This is a genomic window from Phaeobacter sp. CECT 5382, assembly GCF_001457775.1.
Taxonomy (GTDB): Bacteria; Pseudomonadota; Alphaproteobacteria; order Rhodobacterales; family Rhodobacteraceae; genus Pseudophaeobacter.
Genome location: NZ_CYSG01000002.1, coordinates 256,198 through 273,453 on the forward strand (window position 1 = coordinate 256,198; position 17,256 = coordinate 273,453).

The 17,256-nt window shown below is 57.9% G+C and carries 16 protein-coding genes and 1 pseudogene; 11 read left to right on the top strand and 6 right to left on the bottom strand.

Annotated features, from left to right (window positions below):
- The first annotated feature begins 36 nt into the window (after positions 1-36).
- The 3 genes from PH5382_RS03185 to PH5382_RS03195 all read left to right on the top strand — a co-directional run bounded on the left by PH5382_RS03185 (position 37) and on the right by PH5382_RS03195 (position 4,640).
- Positions 37-3,180: a DNA translocase FtsK gene (locus PH5382_RS03185; RefSeq protein ID WP_058332898.1), complete on the top strand. Its 3,144-nt coding sequence runs from the start codon at positions 37-39 to the stop codon at positions 3,178-3,180.
- Positions 3,181-3,265: 85 nt separating this feature from the next.
- Positions 3,266-3,856 (top strand): LolA family protein, encoded by a 591-nt coding sequence (locus PH5382_RS03190; protein WP_058332899.1) that lies wholly within the window; start codon positions 3,266-3,268, stop codon positions 3,854-3,856.
- Positions 3,857-4,112: 256 nt separating this feature from the next.
- Complete coding sequence (locus PH5382_RS03195; protein WP_058332900.1) at positions 4,113-4,640, top strand: hypothetical protein; 528 nt, start codon at positions 4,113-4,115, stop codon at positions 4,638-4,640.
- Between the two features lie 262 nt (positions 4,641-4,902).
- Here the strand turns inward: PH5382_RS03195 and PH5382_RS03200 are convergent, their stop codons facing one another.
- Complete coding sequence (locus PH5382_RS03200; protein ID WP_058332901.1) at positions 4,903-5,490, bottom strand: transglycosylase SLT domain-containing protein; 588 nt, start codon at positions 5,488-5,490, stop codon at positions 4,903-4,905.
- Positions 5,491-5,568: 78 nt separating this feature from the next.
- Positions 5,569-6,456: an AEC family transporter gene (locus PH5382_RS03205; protein ID WP_058332902.1), complete on the bottom strand. Its 888-nt coding sequence runs from the start codon at positions 6,454-6,456 to the stop codon at positions 5,569-5,571.
- Positions 6,457-6,541: 85 nt separating this feature from the next.
- Between PH5382_RS03205 and hspQ the strand changes: the two genes are divergently transcribed.
- Entirely contained in the window at positions 6,542-6,868 is a 327-nt protein-coding gene (gene hspQ / locus PH5382_RS03210) for a heat shock protein HspQ (protein ID WP_058332903.1), read from the top strand.
- Between the two features lie 243 nt (positions 6,869-7,111).
- On the opposite strand, the gene PH5382_RS03215 is transcribed toward hspQ, so the two are convergent.
- From PH5382_RS03215 to PH5382_RS03225, 3 genes are all read right to left on the bottom strand, one after another.
- Positions 7,112-8,689, bottom strand: a complete 1,578-nt coding sequence (locus PH5382_RS03215) for a gamma-glutamyltransferase family protein (RefSeq protein WP_058332904.1) — start codon at positions 8,687-8,689, stop codon at positions 7,112-7,114.
- Positions 8,690-9,040: 351 nt separating this feature from the next.
- Positions 9,041-9,481 carry an ATP-binding protein gene (locus PH5382_RS03220; RefSeq protein WP_058332905.1) on the bottom strand — a complete coding sequence of 147 codons (441 nt, stop codon included), beginning with the start codon at positions 9,479-9,481 and terminating at the stop codon, positions 9,041-9,043.
- A gap of 41 nt (positions 9,482-9,522) precedes the next feature.
- Positions 9,523-9,861 carry an STAS domain-containing protein gene (locus tag PH5382_RS03225; RefSeq protein ID WP_058332906.1) on the bottom strand — a complete coding sequence of 113 codons (339 nt, stop codon included), beginning with the start codon at positions 9,859-9,861 and terminating at the stop codon, positions 9,523-9,525.
- A gap of 98 nt (positions 9,862-9,959) precedes the next feature.
- Here PH5382_RS03225 and PH5382_RS03230 point away from each other — a divergent pair, with 98 nt between their 5' ends.
- Both PH5382_RS03230 and PH5382_RS03235 read left to right on the top strand, forming a co-directional pair.
- Positions 9,960-11,132: a thiolase family protein gene (locus PH5382_RS03230; protein ID WP_058332907.1), complete on the top strand. Its 1,173-nt coding sequence runs from the start codon at positions 9,960-9,962 to the stop codon at positions 11,130-11,132.
- A 101-nt stretch (positions 11,133-11,233) separates the two neighbouring features.
- Positions 11,234-11,686: a GAF domain-containing protein gene (locus tag PH5382_RS03235; RefSeq protein WP_058332908.1), complete on the top strand. Its 453-nt coding sequence runs from the start codon at positions 11,234-11,236 to the stop codon at positions 11,684-11,686.
- Here the strand turns inward: PH5382_RS03235 and PH5382_RS03240 are convergent.
- Positions 11,683-11,991, bottom strand: coding sequence for a DUF1294 domain-containing protein (locus PH5382_RS03240; protein WP_231751780.1), 309 nt, complete (start codon positions 11,989-11,991; stop codon positions 11,683-11,685). The genes PH5382_RS03235 and PH5382_RS03240 overlap by 4 nt on opposite strands.
- Before the next feature lie 119 nt (positions 11,992-12,110).
- Between PH5382_RS03240 and PH5382_RS03245 the strand changes: the two genes are divergently transcribed.
- The 5 genes and pseudogenes from PH5382_RS03245 to PH5382_RS03265 all read left to right on the top strand — a co-directional run bounded on the left by PH5382_RS03245 (position 12,111) and on the right by PH5382_RS03265 (position 17,254).
- A complete protein-coding gene (locus PH5382_RS03245) occupies positions 12,111-12,695 on the top strand; it encodes a helix-turn-helix domain-containing protein (RefSeq protein WP_058332909.1) in 585 nt (194 codons plus the stop codon).
- A 3-nt stretch (positions 12,696-12,698) separates the two neighbouring features.
- On the top strand, positions 12,699-13,328 hold the full coding sequence (locus PH5382_RS03250) for a LysE family translocator (protein WP_058332910.1): 630 nt from the start codon (positions 12,699-12,701) through the stop codon (positions 13,326-13,328).
- Entirely contained in the window at positions 13,325-13,696 is a 372-nt protein-coding gene (locus PH5382_RS03255; RefSeq protein WP_058332911.1) for a GFA family protein, read from the top strand. Before PH5382_RS03250 ends, PH5382_RS03255 begins: the two co-directional genes overlap by 4 nt.
- A 15-nt stretch (positions 13,697-13,711) precedes the next feature.
- Positions 13,712-16,159, top strand: a pseudogene (locus tag PH5382_RS03260) (FAD-dependent oxidoreductase).
- Positions 16,160-16,201: 42 nt separating this feature from the next.
- Positions 16,202-17,254, top strand: coding sequence for an alcohol dehydrogenase family protein (locus PH5382_RS03265; protein ID WP_058332912.1), 1,053 nt, complete (start codon positions 16,202-16,204; stop codon positions 17,252-17,254).
- The last annotated feature ends 2 nt before the right edge of the window (positions 17,255-17,256 follow it).

The following is a 17,256-nucleotide window of genomic DNA, read 5'->3' on the forward strand; positions in this document are numbered from 1 at the left end:
AGCAGGACAAATCCGCAAAAAGGAACTGAGGTAGGCATGGCATTTCAAACCCGCGGCAGGGATCCCCTGCTTGACAGCTCGATGCAGGCGGCGATCGAAAAGCGTGGCAAAGAGCTGATCGGGATCTTCCTGATTGGCCTCGCCGTGATCATGGGTGCCATGGTCGGCTCCTATACGCCGGATGACCCCAATTGGATGGTCTCGACCGATGCGCCGGTGCAGAACTGGCTGGGCCGTCCCGGTGCCTCGATCGCGGCTCCGCTGTTCATGATTGTGGGTTGGGCTGCCTGGAGTCTGGTGTTGACACCGCTGGCCTGGGGTATTCGTTTTCTCAGCCACAATGGCGAAGATCGGGTGCTTGGCCGTATGATTTTTGCGCCAGTTCTGTTGGCAGTGGCCTCGATCTATGCGGCGACCTTGGTGCCGGGTGGTGAATGGAAAGAAACCCATAGCTTTGGTTTGGGCGGGCTGTTTGGCGATACCGTAATGGGGGCTTTGCTGACGCTGCTGCCGGTGAGTTCGCATTTCGCGGTCAAGCTGATGTCGCTGCTGATGGCGGCAGGCATGCTGACCCTTGGGGTCTTTGTAGCCGGCTTTAGCCGCGTGGAAATGGCGCGTGCTGGACGTTATCTGATGCTGGGCTTTGTGTTGATCTATGGCGCGATTGCCAGCCTGTTGGGCCGCGGGGCCGCAAGTGGTTTTCAGGCTGCACTGACCTATCGCAGCGATCGCCGGGCGGCAAAACTGCAGGCCGAACAGGATGCCTGGGCCAGCCAAGACGATGGCGCACAGGTGTTTGAAAGCTATAGCGAAGATCAGGATCTGGACGCGCACGCCGATACAGACGAGGTCGCCAAACCGGAAAAACCGGGGCTGTTCTCCCGCGTGCCGGGCCTTATGCGGCGCGCCGAAAATGAACCGATGCCGGAACCGGAACTGGTAGACATCGACGCAGGCGCAGAGTCGAATTTGACTGGTGACGAGCGGATATCGGAAAAGATCGCCAGTGCCGTGCGCATTCGGCGTGCGGCTGAAAACGCGCCGGACCATGACCCGGCCCTGCCGTTGACCAAAGGCCGTGGGCGTCGCCCGGAGCCACTGCTGTTCACGCCCAATGTTTCCCAAGCGGAACTGGCACCAGAGCCACCTCTGACGGCTGCGCAAGCCATGCCCACGGCACCAGCTGTGGGCGCTGTCACTTCGTTTGTGCCTGCTGCACCTTCGGATGTTATCCCGACCATCCAGCCCGCCGCCATTTCGGTTGGCGAAGAGTTTGGCGGGCCCGATCAAGAGGCGCGTGCCGCTGAGTATGGTCAGAACTTTGAAGCAGATCCTGCCCCCATGGCGGATCCTCATTCTGATCCTGAAACGGGGCAGTCTGCCGGACTTACGCCAGACCGCGTGGCCTCTGAAGACCTGCCAGGCCAACGGATTGCACGGCGAGACATGGATCCGCGCCCAGTTTCGGCGTCGCCTGTTACTGCCGCCAGATCTGCGGCCCCAGCACCGGTTTCTCCATCGGCTCCTGCAGCGGCAAGCATGGCGCTGCCCGTGGCGGAACCGCGCAAAGCCGTTGTGGAACAGCCACCGCGCAAACCCCTGCAGCCTTCGACACGTGCCAAAGCCGAGGCTCAGCCGAATCTGGTGTTTGAAGAAAGTGACAGCGATTTTGAACTGCCCCCCCTGTCGCTGCTGAGCCATCCAAACGGCGTGGAACGCCATCATCTGAGCGATGAGGCTCTGGAAGAAAACGCCCGGATGCTAGAAGCGGTCCTGGATGACTATGGCGTCAAGGGTGAGATCGTCTCTGTGCGTCCCGGCCCGGTTGTCACCATGTACGAGCTGGAGCCTGCGCCGGGTCTTAAGGCGTCGCGCGTTATTGGCTTGTCGGATGATATTGCCCGCTCGATGTCGGCGCTGTCTGCGCGGGTTTCTACCGTGCCGGGCCGTACCGTCATCGGCATCGAGCTGCCAAATGAAAAACGCGAGATGGTTAGCTTCCGCGAGATCCTGTCGTCGCGCGATTATGGAGATGGCACCCAGAACCTGCCGCTGGCATTGGGCAAGGACATTGGCGGATCATCGATGGTTGCCGATCTGGCCAAGATGCCTCACCTTTTGATTGCGGGTACCACCGGGTCCGGTAAATCGGTGGCGATCAACACCATGATCCTGTCGCTGCTTTACAAGCTGTCGCCGGATGAATGCCGACTGATCATGATCGACCCCAAGATGCTGGAGCTTTCTGTCTATGACGGCATCCCGCATCTGCTGTCGCCTGTTGTGACCGATCCGAAAAAGGCGGTTGTCGCCCTGAAATGGGTCGTCGGTGAGATGGAAGACCGCTATCGCAAGATGTCCAAGATGGGCGTGCGCAACATTGCCGGCTACAATGGCCGAGTCAAAGAAGCACTGGCCAAGGGCGAGATGTTCAGTCGCACGGTGCAGACCGGTTTTGACGATGACACTGGTGAGCCGGTGTTTGAGAGCGAAGAGTTCGCCCCAGAGGTGCTGCCCTATATCGTGGTGATCGTGGATGAGATGGCCGACCTGATGATGGTGGCAGGCAAGGAAATCGAGGCCTGCATCCAGCGTCTGGCGCAGATGGCGCGGGCCTCTGGCATTCACCTCATCATGGCCACGCAGCGTCCCTCGGTTGACGTGATCACCGGTACCATCAAGGCCAACTTCCCAACCCGGATTTCCTTCCAGGTGACCTCGAAAATCGACAGCCGGACGATCTTGGGGGAAATGGGGGCGGAGCAGCTTTTGGGCATGGGCGACATGCTTTATATGGCGGGTGGCGCCAAAATCACCCGCTGCCACGGACCCTTTGTGTCGGATGAAGAGGTCGAGGAGGTGGTGAACCACCTGAAACAGTTCGGCCCACCTGAATACATGGGCGGTGTGGTCGAAGGTCCAGATGATGAGAAAGCGGACAATATCGACGCTGTTTTGGGGCTCTCGACCGGCGGCAATACCAATGGCGAAGACGCGCTCTATGATTCAGCGGTGCAGATCGTGATCAAGGACCGCAAGTGCTCGACTTCTTATATCCAGCGCAAACTGGCGATCGGCTATAACAAGGCCGCGCGTTTGGTGGAGCAGATGGAGGACGAAGGTCTGGTGTCGCCTGCAAACCATGTTGGTAAGCGGGAAATTCTGGTGCCAGAGCAATAGCAAGATCTGAGCAAAAAATCGCAGAGGCCGGTCGCTACGCGTCCCGGCCTCTTTTCTTTTGGGCAGCAAGGTTTATCTAAACCTCATGAAAAAACTGATCGTTATCCTGGCGCTGTCGCTCTGCGCCCCTGGTGCCTGGGCCGCTGAAAAGCTGAGCCTGGGAGAGATATCCGGCTATCTGAACGGGATGAAGACGGCGACTGCCAGCTTTACCCAAATCAACGATGATGGCAGCCTGTCGACGGGAACGCTATTCTTGCATCGTCCTGGACGGATGCGGTTTGAATATGACGGGCGGGATGGCGGAACCGTGGTGGCCGGGGCGGGGGCTGTGCGTATCCATGACCCCAAATCGAACCAGCCCCCCGAGACCTTTCCGCTGCGCCGCACGCCGCTGTCGATCATCCTGGCCAAGACGGTTAATCTAGGTCAGGCCAATATGGTCATGGGCCACGGCTTTGACGGCACCTCAACCGTGGTGCAGGCCCAGGACCCCAAGAATCCGGATTATGGCAGCCTGGAGCTGATGTTCACCGGGGAGCCAGTCGCCCTGCGTAAATGGGTGGTGCATGACGGGGCTGGGGGCAAGACCACCGTGATCCTCGGAGCCTTGGAAACAGGCATGCGCCTGCCTTCGACCCTGTTCAGCGCAGGCGGTGGGGGCAGTTCGCCATAGCGGCCAAGGTTTGCTTTGCGGACCTTGCTATCATCCATGGTCAGGGCACCGACAACTGTAACCTGTGCAATGCCTCCTTTGGGCCGCCCGTGTGGATTCGCGGGTACATTATGAACTCAGCGGAGCGCCTGCCCCGTGACCGGATGTTGGAACAGACTGCTCGAATGCCGGTTGCGAGTTTGAGGCAACTATCATTTAACACTCGTCATTTCATAAGAATACTGTGAGATTGAAAGCGGGGCATAGTTCAGCCCCGATGATGTTCAAAGGCAGGCAAAAACATTCACAAATGACCTTTTCATTAGTTGAAGCGTACAACGAGGGTCTCAGTGACCTTGCAGGGACTTTACCCATCGGGCGTATGCAGCGCTTGTTTCTAAAGCACAGGCTTGGCGTTTCAACGACAAAACCCTGGGCGTTGTTACCCCTGTCCGTCATTGCGGCCCGCGCGAGAACCCAGAGCCCTGAACAAGTCGTCGGTGTCCCCTACGACATGCTTTATTCTGGTGAACAAACGGCAATGAAGTTCTTATACGATGTGCTCGAGAAGGGATCCGACTATCTATTTAGTATCGTTGACAGAAACGACACGAACATTGGTCTGTTTGAAGTGAGTATCGTTTTCCTTACGTATTCGAACACCAAGCTTCGTCGCGATAAGTTGCCGTCGTTGACAACGACAATGGCAGAAGATCGTTCAAACGCGATTCCGGCGGGCGCGGATATTGTCACCCGATTCATGCGAGCCAGCCCCAATTCACCGATAAAGCCAATCCGCCCATAACGACGTCGTCGGTGTTCCGAGACCTGTTTGAAGAGGCCATAGTACCCCGCTATCTGACCTCGGAAGAATGCACGACAAATGCTTGGTCGCCTTCCTTACAGTCGAATTCTTGGCCTTTCGCGCAGGCGATGTCGCATTCGCGGCCAAGGCCCGGAAAGTCGGCAAACTACCTGTGCGTCCCAACCGCAGCATTCTGTAGTTTGGGCTCAAAGTCGCCATTTTCCGCAGTGTGGAAAACGGCAGCTTCACTGTGTTTGCTGGATCAACGGGCGCGACGGCAGGTAGCGAGCTGCGCTTGATACATCTGCGAACGGGCTTCGACCTTGCTGGCGACCCGGAGTAGCCAGGACTTGGACTTGTAGGTGCCGCGGGCATAGCCAGTGTGACCGTCGTGATAGGCCAGATATTGGTTGCGCGCATCATAGAGCGGGATGCCATTCTTTTCCAAACTGGTGGTCATGTACCAGCCCATGAAATCGGTGGCGTCCTCGATCCGGTCTCGCTTGGCGCGCCGCCGTCCGGTGTCACGCTTGTAGTCCTCCCATGTGCCGTCCAGAGCCTGGCCATAGCCGTAGGCGCTGGATTGCCGTCCCATGGGGATCACGCCCAGCAGGTATTTATGTGGCGTGCGGGCATTGCCGCGAAATTTGCTTTCCTGATGGATGGTCGCCATCTGTACATGGATGGGCACGCCCCAGCGTCGCTCGGTGGCGCGAAAGGCTTTCAGATATTTGGGCCGCTCCTTGATGATGCTGCATGCATTGTCCAAATTGCGCGGCGGCGTATTGGTGCCACCGCCGCAGGACGCAACGACCAGAAGGAGGGTCAGTACGGCGATTAGTCTGCTCATTGCCTGTGCCTAAGCCTGAATTTGTTCTAATTTGCTCTGCTTTTTTGGCATCCTAGCGAATTTCGCCGAAAGTGAAAATCACAATTCAATCAAAACTGACAACAGCAGTGGCAGCGCGCCGATCGCCATCAGGGTCGAGATCATCACAAAGCCGGCAACGGCTTCGGAATCGGCGCCAAATTTCTCAGCCAGAAGGTAAGACGTAACTGCGACCGGCGTGGCCAGTTGCAGCACAAGAACGCCAAAGGCGATCTCATCCAGACCAAAGGCAAGCCCGAGCCCCCAGCCGATTGCCACGCTAATGCAGAGCTTTGTCAAAGACAGCAGCACCGCTAGCCCGGTTTTACCCGGTGTCAGCCGCGCAATGGCAACGCCTAGGGTGATCAGCATGATAGGAATCGCCATCTGTCCAACCAGATCCAGCGCATTGGTCAAAAACACAGGCGTTTGCCAATCCTGCCACAAAAACAATGCGCCCAGCAGTGTGGCCCAGACCATGGGTTCACGCAGCGCCTTGGCACCGCCGCCCTTGCCGGCCACCAGAGTCAGGCCAAGGGTGAAGGACAAGACCGCAGAAACCGCCAACATCACCACCGCATAGCCAAGACCGGCCTCTCCAAAGGCAAACAGTGCAAGCGGAATACCCAGATTGCCGGTATTGCCAAAAATGAAGGGGGCAAGATAGGTCTGCCGGTTCAGCCGCCCAGCCTTGATCAACAGGGCTCCGGCCAGGGCAAGCAGGATATGTCCTAGCAGGGCGGCAATTACAAAGACGCCCAAAGCTGTTTTGTCGAGGTCGGTTTTCATCAGCGCCGTAAAGATCAGCGCTGGCACGGCAAGGGTCATTGCCAGGCGGGTGACAAATTCGATTCTGTACTCAAAGCCAAGTTTGACCCAAGTGAAACCAATGCCTGCAAGGAGGAACACGGGGGCGGTAATTTCAAGCACTGTTAAGGCTAGGTTCACAGTCTGTTTCCTCGAAAATTTGCCTCAAGAGTTGGACATTTGACAGTGTTTCACGCTAGTAACAAGGCACGGGAGCGGACTGAAAATGCTAAGAACACGTGCGAAATACAATTTGGGACAGGTTGTCCGGCACCGGAAACACCCCTTTCGTGGCGTGGTTTTTGATGTCGATCCCAAATTCGACAATACCGACGAGTGGTACGAGGCGATTCCGGAAGAAAGCCGCCCGGTAAAGAACCAGCCATTTTATCATCTGCTGGCTGAAAATGATCAGACCTACTATGTGGCCTATGTCTCGGAGCAGAATTTGGTTGCAGACTATTCTGGCGAACCGATCAGCCATCCGGACCTGCCGGAGATGTTCGACCAGTTCGATGGCGCCGCCTACTCGCTGCAGTATCAGCTGAACTAATTCTGCGCAGCGTAGCTGTCCCGATCTGATAGATGCCTTACTTTAAAACGAAGACGTGCAGAGTATCCTGAAACTTCTTGGTGATGTGACCAGGCAAGGAGAGAGGGAGCGCTCCCGCCCCCTATTGCAGATCTGGCGAAGCCAGCCTGACAGGCGTTGGGCCGGGCGCCGAACCTGGCGGTTCGGCGCGGTTGTGCTTTGGAGCGCAGGTTTGGGATCCCAACTTTGGTTTAGTACCCCGGACTAGTAGCCAAGGGCACAGCCGTCCTTGCGCGGATCACTCGCACCTTCAAGGATGCCACTGGCATGCAGCTTGATGGATTGGGCGCCGCCGATTGCGGTCTCCGGAACCTCAACCTGGTGTCCCATGTCGCTGAGCGTTTGCCGGACGGTGTCACTATAGCCGCGCTCAACCTTTAGGATGCCCGCGTCGGAAAAGCAGCGTGGCGCATCAATGGCCGATTGTGGATCCATGCCGAAATCCTGCAGATTAGAGACAAAGCGAGCATGACCAGCAGGTTGATACGCGCCTCCCATAACCCCAAAGGGCATCAGCACGCGCCCCTCTTGGCGCAGCATGCCGGGAATAATGGTGTGCATTGGGCGTTTGCCACCGGCCAGTTCGTTTGCGTGACCTTCTTGGAGGGTGAAACCAGCGCCGCGGTTCTGCATCAGAATGCCGAATTTTTCAGAGGCAATGCCGGATCCAAAACCGTGAAAGATCGAATAGATCAGTGAAACTGCCATGCGGTCCTTATCTACCACGGTGATATAGATCGTATCTTTGTGCACGGCTTCGCTGAGAGGCGCTGCCGCAGGCATGGCGCGCGTAGGATCGATCAGAGACGCCAATTGCGTTGCGGTCTCGGGGGCCAGCATATGGTCCAGACGTGTCATGTGATCGGGATCGGCAAGGAAGCGATTGCGCGCATCATAGGCCAGTTTGCTGGCCTCGGCCTCGATATGGGCGCGTTCAGCGCCAAGAGGGTCCATGGCAGCGATGTCGAAATGTTTGAGGATATTCAACATCAGCAATGCGGTTGCGCCCTGACCGTTGGGCGGATGCTCCACCAGATCCACCCCTTTGTAGGACGCGGCAACGGGCGTTGTTCGGTCGCAGGCAGCGGCGGCAAAATCGGCGCTGTCATGGGTGCCGCCTGCGGTCACGAGTGCAGCGATCATATCATCGGCAATTTCGCCTTTGTAAAAGGCATCCCTGCCGTCTTTGGCGATGCGCCGCAGGACTTCGGCCTGACCGGGCGCGCGAAAGATCTCACCAACACGAGGGGCCTGGCCGTCAAAGAGATAGGCCTTGCGCGCTGATCCCTGCAGGGTGGCCGCGTCATTTTTCCAATCAAAGGCCACGCGAGGGGCAACGGGAACCCCTGTCTCGGCATAGTGGATAGCAGGGGCAAGCAACGCGTCCAGCCCCAGCTTCCCTTCAGTTTCAGAGAGATGGCAAAAAGCATCGATCGCACCAGGAATGGTCACGGCATGGGCGCTACCCAGCGGGATGGATGTCAGCCCTTGATCCCGCAAAAGACCGGAAGTCAGGGCGGCGGGCGCGCGACCGGATCCGTTCAAAGCATGGATGTCATCACTGCCGGGGCGGGAAAAAAGGACAAAGCAATCGCCACCAATTCCGGTCATCTGCGGCTCGCATATTCCTAGCAGAACGGCGCCGGCGATGGCAGCATCCATGGCATTGCCACCTCGTTTCAGCACGTCAATCGCAGCATTGGCAGCCAGGGGGTGTGATGTTGCGCAAACGCCGTTTTGTGCAAAGACGGCTGAGCGTCCGGGGTGTTGAAAATCGCGCATTGGTCCCTCCTGTTTTGACCTTTTGCAGGTTAGGGCTTTGGCAGGCAAAGACAATGCAAAACCATGCGTAACGGACGGCAGGAGTGGGTATCCCGGATCTGCCGTCGAAGGCATATTGTGAGGGAGGGCTATAGTGACACCAGCGTACAGCCTAGCAGGGCCTGAAAGGCTGGATATCCCTGGCGATGCACAATCGGTGGGGGCTTGGATGTCCAGCGCCAGGGGAAGCTATATTAGCTACGCCTTAATTCATTGCAGAGATTTTTGGCGTATTTGGGTCTCTATTGTGGCGTTTGTGTGGCGCGGCTTTGTGCAGGTGCGTCTCAGGCCAACGCTTTTTATATTTATGAGCTAACTGCCCTTGAGGGTGGAGAGTTCAAAACAGAGGGACAACTGATTGTTGCCATTCTGCCGCTCGTAGTGGATCCGGTTGGTCAATTCACGAATGAGGAACCAGCCAAAACCGCCTTCGGGTAGATCCTCCAGTGGGCCGCTCACGTCAGCACGTTCCCCTGCGGGCAATTGATCGTCAGGAAAGGGAGGGCCGGCGTCGCTGATTCTAATCCACAGCTGTTCCCGTTCCAGGTCGCAACGAATGCGAACATCGCCTGTTGCCTGACCGGAATAGGCATGTTCCACAACATTGTTGACCGCCTCAGCCAAGGCGATCTGCACGTCTCCGACGCGTTCTTCGGGTAGATTGAAGTCTCGCAGTCGCTTCACAACCAACGAGATGCCTGAACGGGCATCCAGTTCGGTAGCTGTGAACGAACATGCAAAAGTATCAGCCATTCAGGTCTCGCTTCCCGCTGGCAGCGGTTCGTGGGGCAAGGTCACGTCTTGGTCGCGGCGACCGCTTCATTGAGCGAGCCATAAAGGTTGAAAATCGTATCCATCCGGGTCAGGCGGAAAACCTTTTCGACCATTGGTGTCGGCCCTGCCAGGTCCAGGCGGCGACCGCCGCCCAATTGTTTCATCGCGGCGACGATGGCACCAAGGCCACTCGAATCAATGAATTGCACAGCAGATAGGTCGAGGATGACACGATGGGGACCGCTTTCGGTCTCGGAGCGCATGTCTTCCTTGAATTGAATTGCAATGGCGGCATCAATGCGTTCCGCATTTACCGTCACAATCTGTGCGCCATCTGCCTTGGTACTTGTCAGGCTCATAGGGATCCCCCGGGGTCAGTCTCAACGTATTTATACCAGTCTAGACCTTAAACCTTAGCATTCTGTATGCATATTGGCGACGATTGGAGGAAAACCTGATGAAAAATGTTGTGATTGCTGGTGCTGCGCGCACCCCGATGGGTGGATTTCAGGGGGTTTTTGACAGCCTGCCTGCGGCCGAACTGGGGGGCGTTGCCATCAAGGCAGCACTCGAAGGCGCAGGCGCCAAGACGGTGGATGAAGTTCTGATGGGCTGCGTGCTGCCCGCCGGCCAAGGCCAGGCCCCGGCGCGCCAGGCTGGTTTTGCCGCTGGCTTGGGCGAAGAAGTCCCGGCGACGACCCTCAACAAGATGTGCGGCTCTGGCATGAAGGCGGCTATGATTGCCTATGATCAGATTGCCCTCGGCCAAACCGATACCGTGGTGGCGGGTGGGATGGAGAGCATGACCAATGCCCCTTACCTGTTGCCCAATCAGCGCAGCGGGGCGCGTATCGGTCATGGTCAGGTTATCGATCACATGTTCCTCGACGGGCTGGAAGACGCCTATGACAAGGGGCGCCTGATGGGCACCTTTGCCGAGGACTGCGCCGAGCATTACCAGTTCACGCGCGAAGCGCAGGATGAATACGCGTTGAAATCGCTGTCCAACGCGCTGGCCGCTCAGGAAAGTGGTGCCTTTAAAGGTGAGATCGCTTCGGTCACCATCAAGACCCGCAAAGGCGAAAGTGTTAGTTCCGCAGATGAGCAGCCAGGCAATGCCCGTCCCGAAAAAATCCCGACGCTAAAACCCGCCTTCCGCAAGGATGGCACCGTGACTGCGGCCAATGCCTCGTCGATCTCGGATGGGGCAGCGGCCCTGGTTCTGGCTTCGGAAGAGGCCGCAAAGGCGCAAGGTTTGACGATGCGGGCGCGCATTTTGGGCCATGCCAGTCACGCCCAAGCGCCGGGTTGGTTCACCACAGCGCCAGTCCCTGCCGCGAAAAAGCTGCTGGATCAGATCGGCTGGAGCGTCGAGGACGTGGATCTCTGGGAGGTAAATGAGGCCTTTGCCGTGGTGCCCATGGCCTTCATGCACGAGATGGGAATTTCGCGCGACAAGGTGAATGTGAATGGCGGTGCCTGTGCTCTGGGTCACCCCATTGGTGCCTCGGGTGCCCGGATCATGGTGACACTGCTCAACGCGCTGGAAAAACGTGGCCTCAAACGGGGTGTGGCGGCGATCTGCATTGGCGGCGGCGAAGGCACTGCCATCGCGATCGAGCGGGTTTGATCTTCATCTTGCCGTGACTATCTTCGGCGGTGAATTGACCTCCGGGTCAAGAGGGGGCAGACAGCCCCCTCGCTCCGCCAACCGGCAGAAGGAAGACAAACATGCGCGCAGACTACGAAACACTGGCCAAGACCATCCTTGCCTTGACCGAAGGTGAAGACGACCAGGTGGCCCTGATGGCGACCGTAACCTGCGAGCTGCATCACAGTGATGATCGATTTGACTGGACCGGGTTTTACCGCGTGGTCGCGCCTGAACTGTTGAAAATCGGCCCCTACCAGGGCGGCCATGGCTGCCTGCAAATCCCGTTCTCCCGTGGCGTCTGTGGGGCCGCCGCGCGTACCGGCGAGGTTCAGCTGGTGGCAGATGTCGATGCCTTCCCCGGTCATATCGCCTGTGCGTCTTCCACACGATCCGAAGTGGTCTTGCCGGTCTGGGACAAGGCCGGGGATTTGATCGCTGTGCTGGATATCGACAGCGACCAGCCGGATGCTTTTACCCAGGATGACGCGGATCAGCTGGCAGCTATTCTGGCACAGGTATTTTCTGCCTAGGTAAAGCCAAGCATCCAAACAATGGGCAGCAAGATTTGTGCCACTGCAATTTTATGTAGGCGGCTGCAAAAGGGCTGTTTGCGCGTTTTGTGCCGAAACAGTCGGCGTGCCAGATAGATCGCAGGGGTGCCGCCCAGAGCTGCAAGCAGCAGCAACCGCGCTTCGGGTACCCGCCAGTCACCCCGAATGGCCGCAAGTTTATCCAAGCCGAAACTGACAAACCCCAGCAGGTTCACCGCAATCAGATAGGGCTGAACCCAGGTCCAGATTTCGGTCGGCATCATGTGTTCCTCTTTGGATTGCATCTGTTCACGTAGGGGCGGGGTTTCGGCAAGAGAAAAGTTTGGTGAAAAAATGCTTGGAAATTTCACCGACTCAGGGCAACGTGAAAAAATAGGTGAATTTTTCACGAACTCTTTTCCTAATGGAGACATCAGGCGTGACCAGTCAGGCCCCTCAAACCGCGACACTCGGCGCAGACATACGCGCCCTGCGCAAAACACGCGGCCTCACTCTGACAGATATTGCTGGCATGCTGGACAAGTCAGTTGGCTGGCTCAGTCAGGTGGAGCGGGACCTGTCGGAGCCGTCGATTTCTGATCTGCGACAACTGGCAAATTGTCTGGGGGTGCCGATGTCGATGCTGTTTGCCCATTCAGGTGCGCCAGCAGACGAACATGGCTATATCGTGCGGGCGGGATCGCGCCGTCCTATGGGGTCGGGCGAAGAGGGGCTGATCGAAGAGCTGCTCTCGCCGGATCTGACTGATGATTTTGAGATGGTGCACTCCACCTTTCGGCCGCAGTCCAAAATGCAAGACCCCGCGGACCGGCCAACACAGGAGGTCGGCTACATGATCTCCGGTCGTCTGGACCTGCTGATAGACGGGCGGGCCTTTACCGTGGGCCCGGGCGACAGTTTCCGCATCAAGCACCAACCCTATCAATGGGCCAACCCCTATGATGAACCTGCCGTTGCGGTCTGGGTCATCGCACCACCGGTGTACTGAGCCGTGTCGTTCGAGGCCTGGACCATATTTGCCCTGTTTTGGGTGGTCTTTGTCACCACGCCGGGGCCCAATGCGGTGAACTGCATCAGCAATGGCATGTCGCTGAGTTTTCCCAAGGCGATGTTGGGCGTGCTGGCGATCCTGACCCAGGCGAGCCTGTTTTTGCTGCTGTCGGCGCTGGGGGTTACGGCGCTGATTGCCGCCTCCCCGACTGGGTTCTTCATTGCAAAACTGGCCGGTGCCGGGTTTTTGATCTTTCTCGGGTTGCGGGCCTGGCGCAACGCAACGCGGCCTGCCCCGGCGGCGGAACGCCCGGCGCGACATGTCTATCTGCACGCGCTTGCGGTGGCTGTGATCAACCCCAAAAGCGTCGCGGGCTACCTCGCGGCCTTTTCGCAGTTCGTGCAGCCTGACGTGCCGATTTGGCAGCAGATGGGGGTGATCATGCCCACGGCGTTGGTTCTGACTACCCTCAGCTATACCGGCTTTACCCTGCTGGGCGCGCTGATGGGCAAGGCGGCACTTAAGGCGGTGTTCAATGTCTGGATCCGCCGAGTGCTGGCAATCTGTTTCATTGTCTATGGCGTCTTGCTTGGCACCAGCAGCACGCCGCAACTGGAGGGCGTGAAATGATCACTGGATCCTGTCTCTGTGGCGATATCCGCTTTGAAACCGATGCCGAACCACTGGGGCCGTCGATGTGCCATTGCGGCCAGTGCCGCAAGCAATCGGGTGGCATCTGGTCCTCGGCTTATGTGCGTGATGCGGATCTCAGCATCACGGGCCCGGTCAGCTGGTTTGAGGCAAGCCCCCAGGCCAAACGCGGCTTTTGTGCCCGCTGCGGATCCTACCTGTTCTGGAAGGCTCACGACGAAGACACCACAAGTTTTGCCCTCGGCGCTGTCACAGCACCCACAGGGCTGAAAGTCGAAAAACACATCTTTGTACGCGACAAGGGCGATTTCTACGAGATCGCCGATGGCGTGCCGCAAAAGGACTAAGACTAGGGAGCAAACATGTCTGATTTTCCAACCAAGGCCCGCGTGGTCATCATCGGCGGCGGTGTTATCGGTGCCTCGTCGCTATATCATCTGGCAAAGAAGGGCTGGACCGATTGTGTGCTCTTGGAGAAGAACGAGCTGACAGCTGGTTCGACCTGGCATGCGGCGGGCAATGTGCCGACCTTCTCCACCTCCTGGTCGATCATGAACATGCAGCGCTATTCGACCGAACTCTATGCCCGCCTTGGTGAAGAGGTCGACTACCCGATGAACTATCACCAGACCGGCTCGATCCGACTGGCCCATACCAAAGAGCGAATGCAGGAGTTCGAGCGCGCCTGCTCTATGGGGCGCTACCAAGGTATCGAGATGGAGATCTGGACGCCGGAACAGGCCAAGGAGCACTATCCGTTCTTGGAGACCCATGATCTAGAGGGTGTACTGTGGGATCCATCAGACGGCGACATTGATCCGGCGCAGGTAACCCAGGCGCTGGCCAAGGGGGCCCGCGATATGGGGGCAAAGATCATTCGCTTTTGCCCTGCGACTGGTGTCACCCAAAAGGAAGATAAAACCTGGATCGTGCATACTGAAAAAGGCGATATCGCATGTGATTATGTGGTCAACGCGGCTGGTTACTACGCCCAGCGCGTCGGTGAGTACTTCAAACCCTATGGTGGTCGTACCGTTCCCATGATGGTGATGAGCCACCAGTATCTGCTGACCGAGCAAATCGATGAGATCGAGGCCCATGTCAAAGAGAGTGGTAAAAAACTGCCGCTGATCCGCGACGTGGATGTGTCCTACTACCTGCGACAGGAAAAGAACGGCTACAACCTAGGCCCCTACGAGCCCAACTGCCGCGGTCACTGGATGAGTGAAGACGACCAGATGCCAGATGATTTCTCCTTCCAGCTTTGGCAGGATGATCTGGACCGGATCGAGGATATTGTTACCGATGCGATGGAGCGTGTGCCGCTGATGGCGACATCTGGAGTGTCCAGCGTATTCAACGGGCCGTGAAAATAGGAGAAGGAGGGAAGGAAGAGGAGAGGAAAGAGGCCGGGTGTCGACAATGCCTTCGAGGCCTGCGTCTTTACCTTTGGCATCGCCCAAGGTGGCGGTGCGGGCAAGGTGTTGGCGGAATGGATCGTTGATGGCCAAACCGAGTGGGACATGTGGTCGGTCGATCCGCGTCGCTACACCGATTACACCGATCAGGACTATTGCGACCAGAAAGGCATGGAAGTCTATGGCAATGAATATGCCATGCATTTCCCCCATCATGAATGGCCCGCCGCGCGCGACAAGAAGGTCAGTCAGGTCCATGCTCAGATCAAGGAAATGGGCGGTCAGATGGGGGCCTACAACGGCTGGGAACGGGCCAACTGGTTCGCCAAAGACGGCGATGACACCTCCGAGGAAGCCACCCATACTTGGGGGCGTTCAGGTCCTTGGCAGCAGCGCATCCAGGAAGAGTGCGAAGCGGTGCGCGATGGGGTAGGCATCCTTGATTTGCCCGGCTTCTCGCGCTTTAACCTGACAGGTGAGGGCGCTGCCGAGTTCCTGCGCGGCATTGTCACTGGCGGTTTGCCCAAAGTGGGCCGGATGAATCTGGTCTATTTCTCGGACACTCGCGGCCGCATCCTGACCGAGATGTCCTGCGTGCGTCACGGCGAAGACCACTTCACCATGATCACCGCAGGCTCGGCTCAGTGGCATGATTTTGAGATCCTGAAAAAGGCGCTGCCCGCAGGTCTTTCCCTGACCGATCACACCACCGAGTTCGCAACCATGATCGTCAGCGGTCCCAAATCGCGCGAGCTCTTTGTCGGCCTGTCCGACGCTGATCTCTCCCTTGGCTGGCTGACCCATCAAAGCGCCACAGTGGCGGGCAAGCCCGCCTTCCTCGCGCGGGTGTCTTACGCCGGTGAGCTAGGCTGGGAAGTCCATTGTGCCAACGCCGATCAGGCCGAGATCTACGCGGCCCTGATCCAAGGTGGCGCCAAACCCTTTGGCATGTATGCGCTGAATTCTCTGCGGATCGAGAAGGGGTATCGCACCTGGAAGGGCGACCTTTCGACCGATTTCACCATGCTCGAAGGTGGTCTTGGCCGTTTCATCAAACTCGACAAGCCACAGGATTTTCCCGGCAAAGCCGCGATTCAGAATGAGTTGCAGCAGGGGTCAAGGAAAACCTTCGCCACGATGATCGTTGACGCCGGTGATGCGGATGCGCCCTATATGTCCTGTATCTGGAAAGATGGTGAAATCGTCGGTGAGACCACATCGGGCGACTGGGGGTATCGGGTTAATGCTTCGATCGCGCTGGGCACCCTGCGCACAGATTTGGCGGTGTCGGGTACCGAGGTTGAAATCGAGATCTACGGCAAAAAATGTCGCGCTGTGGTACAAGAAAACAAACCACTGTGGGATCCTGCCAACGAGCGTCTGCGCGCCTAATCTAGCGATGATGGCCTGCCACTGAACTGAGAGGAGAGACCAATGAAAGACCATATGCAGGGTGTTTACCTCACGGGACATGGCGGGCCTGAAAAGCTGGAGTTTCGCACAGACATTCCTGTTCCGTCTCCTGGGCCGGGACAGGTACTGGTTCGGGTGAAGGCGGCCGGGATCAACAATACCGATATCAATACCCGTGTGGGTTGGTACTCTTCTGAGGTGACAGGCGGCACAGACGCGGTGGATCAGGAAGTCGAGGCGGGTGGCTGGGGTGGCGCGCTGCACTTTCCGCGTATTCAGGGCGCTGATCTGTGCGGTGTGGTCGAAACTCTTGGCGCTGGCGTGAGCAGTTTCAAGGTAGGCAGTCGGGTGACCTGCCCGGTGAACCTGCCCCGTGTGCGCCCCGGAGCGCCGATGGGTTTCATCGTCATAGGCTCTGAAATCGACGGCGCCTTTGCGCAATACTGCGTAGTGGATGCAGATGATCTCTATGATGTGACGGCCTCGCCGCTGACAGATGTCGAGGTTGCGGCCATCCCCTGCGCCTTTGGCACTGCCGAAGGCTTGCTGACGCGGGCCGGTGTCACGGCAGGACAGGAGGTTCTGATCACCGGGGCTTCGGGCGGTGTCGGGTTGGCGGCGGTCGAGCTTGCAGCCCTTCGGGGGGCTAGGGTGACTGCGCTCACCAGCGCGGCCAAGGCTAAGGCTGTGCATGGGCAAGGGGCTGCGGTCACGCTGGATCGCAATGCAAGCCTGCCAAAGGATCAGTTCGATGTGGTGATCGATGTTGTCGGTGGATCAGGCTGGGGTGATTTGATCCTGGCGCTGAAATCCGGCGGGCACTATGCGATGGCTGGCGCCATCGCAGGCCCCATGGTGCAGGCCGATCTGCGCGACATTTATCTGCGCGACATCACCATCCATGGCTGCACCTATCAGTCGCCCGAGATCTTTGGCCGTCTTGTGGCGTTGATGAATGCGGGGCGCATCAAACCATTGGTTTCAAAAACCTACCCACTTCAGGATATCGCCAAGGCGCAGGAGGAATTTCAGTCGAAATCCCTGCCCGGTAAGCTGGTCCTGATCCCTGAATGAGA

Excerpts from the sequence above, each read along its gene's own strand:
- PH5382_RS03185 (WP_058332898.1), top strand. The coding sequence starts at position 37 with ATGGCATTTCAAACCCGCGGCAGGGATCCCCTGCTTGACAGCTCGATG.
- PH5382_RS03265 (WP_058332912.1), top strand. The coding sequence starts at position 16,202 with ATGAAAGACCATATGCAGGGTGTTTACCTCACGGGACATGGCGGGCCT.
- PH5382_RS03255 (WP_058332911.1), top strand. The coding sequence starts at position 13,325 with ATGATCACTGGATCCTGTCTCTGTGGCGATATCCGCTTTGAAACCGAT.
- PH5382_RS03195 (WP_058332900.1), top strand. The coding sequence starts at position 4,113 with ATGATGTTCAAAGGCAGGCAAAAACATTCACAAATGACCTTTTCATTA.
- PH5382_RS03220 (WP_058332905.1), bottom strand. The coding sequence starts at position 9,481 with ATGGCTGATACTTTTGCATGTTCGTTCACAGCTACCGAACTGGATGCC.
- PH5382_RS03240 (WP_231751780.1), bottom strand. The coding sequence starts at position 11,991 with ATGCAATCCAAAGAGGAACACATGATGCCGACCGAAATCTGGACCTGG.
- PH5382_RS03225 (WP_058332906.1), bottom strand. The coding sequence starts at position 9,861 with ATGAGCCTGACAAGTACCAAGGCAGATGGCGCACAGATTGTGACGGTA.
- hspQ (WP_058332903.1), top strand. The coding sequence starts at position 6,542 with ATGCTAAGAACACGTGCGAAATACAATTTGGGACAGGTTGTCCGGCAC.
- PH5382_RS03245 (WP_058332909.1), top strand. The coding sequence starts at position 12,111 with ATGGAGACATCAGGCGTGACCAGTCAGGCCCCTCAAACCGCGACACTC.
- PH5382_RS03235 (WP_058332908.1), top strand. The coding sequence starts at position 11,234 with ATGCGCGCAGACTACGAAACACTGGCCAAGACCATCCTTGCCTTGACC.
- PH5382_RS03230 (WP_058332907.1), top strand. The coding sequence starts at position 9,960 with ATGAAAAATGTTGTGATTGCTGGTGCTGCGCGCACCCCGATGGGTGGA.
- PH5382_RS03200 (WP_058332901.1), bottom strand. The coding sequence starts at position 5,490 with ATGAGCAGACTAATCGCCGTACTGACCCTCCTTCTGGTCGTTGCGTCC.
- PH5382_RS03215 (WP_058332904.1), bottom strand. The coding sequence starts at position 8,689 with ATGCGCGATTTTCAACACCCCGGACGCTCAGCCGTCTTTGCACAAAAC.
- PH5382_RS03190 (WP_058332899.1), top strand. The coding sequence starts at position 3,266 with ATGAAAAAACTGATCGTTATCCTGGCGCTGTCGCTCTGCGCCCCTGGT.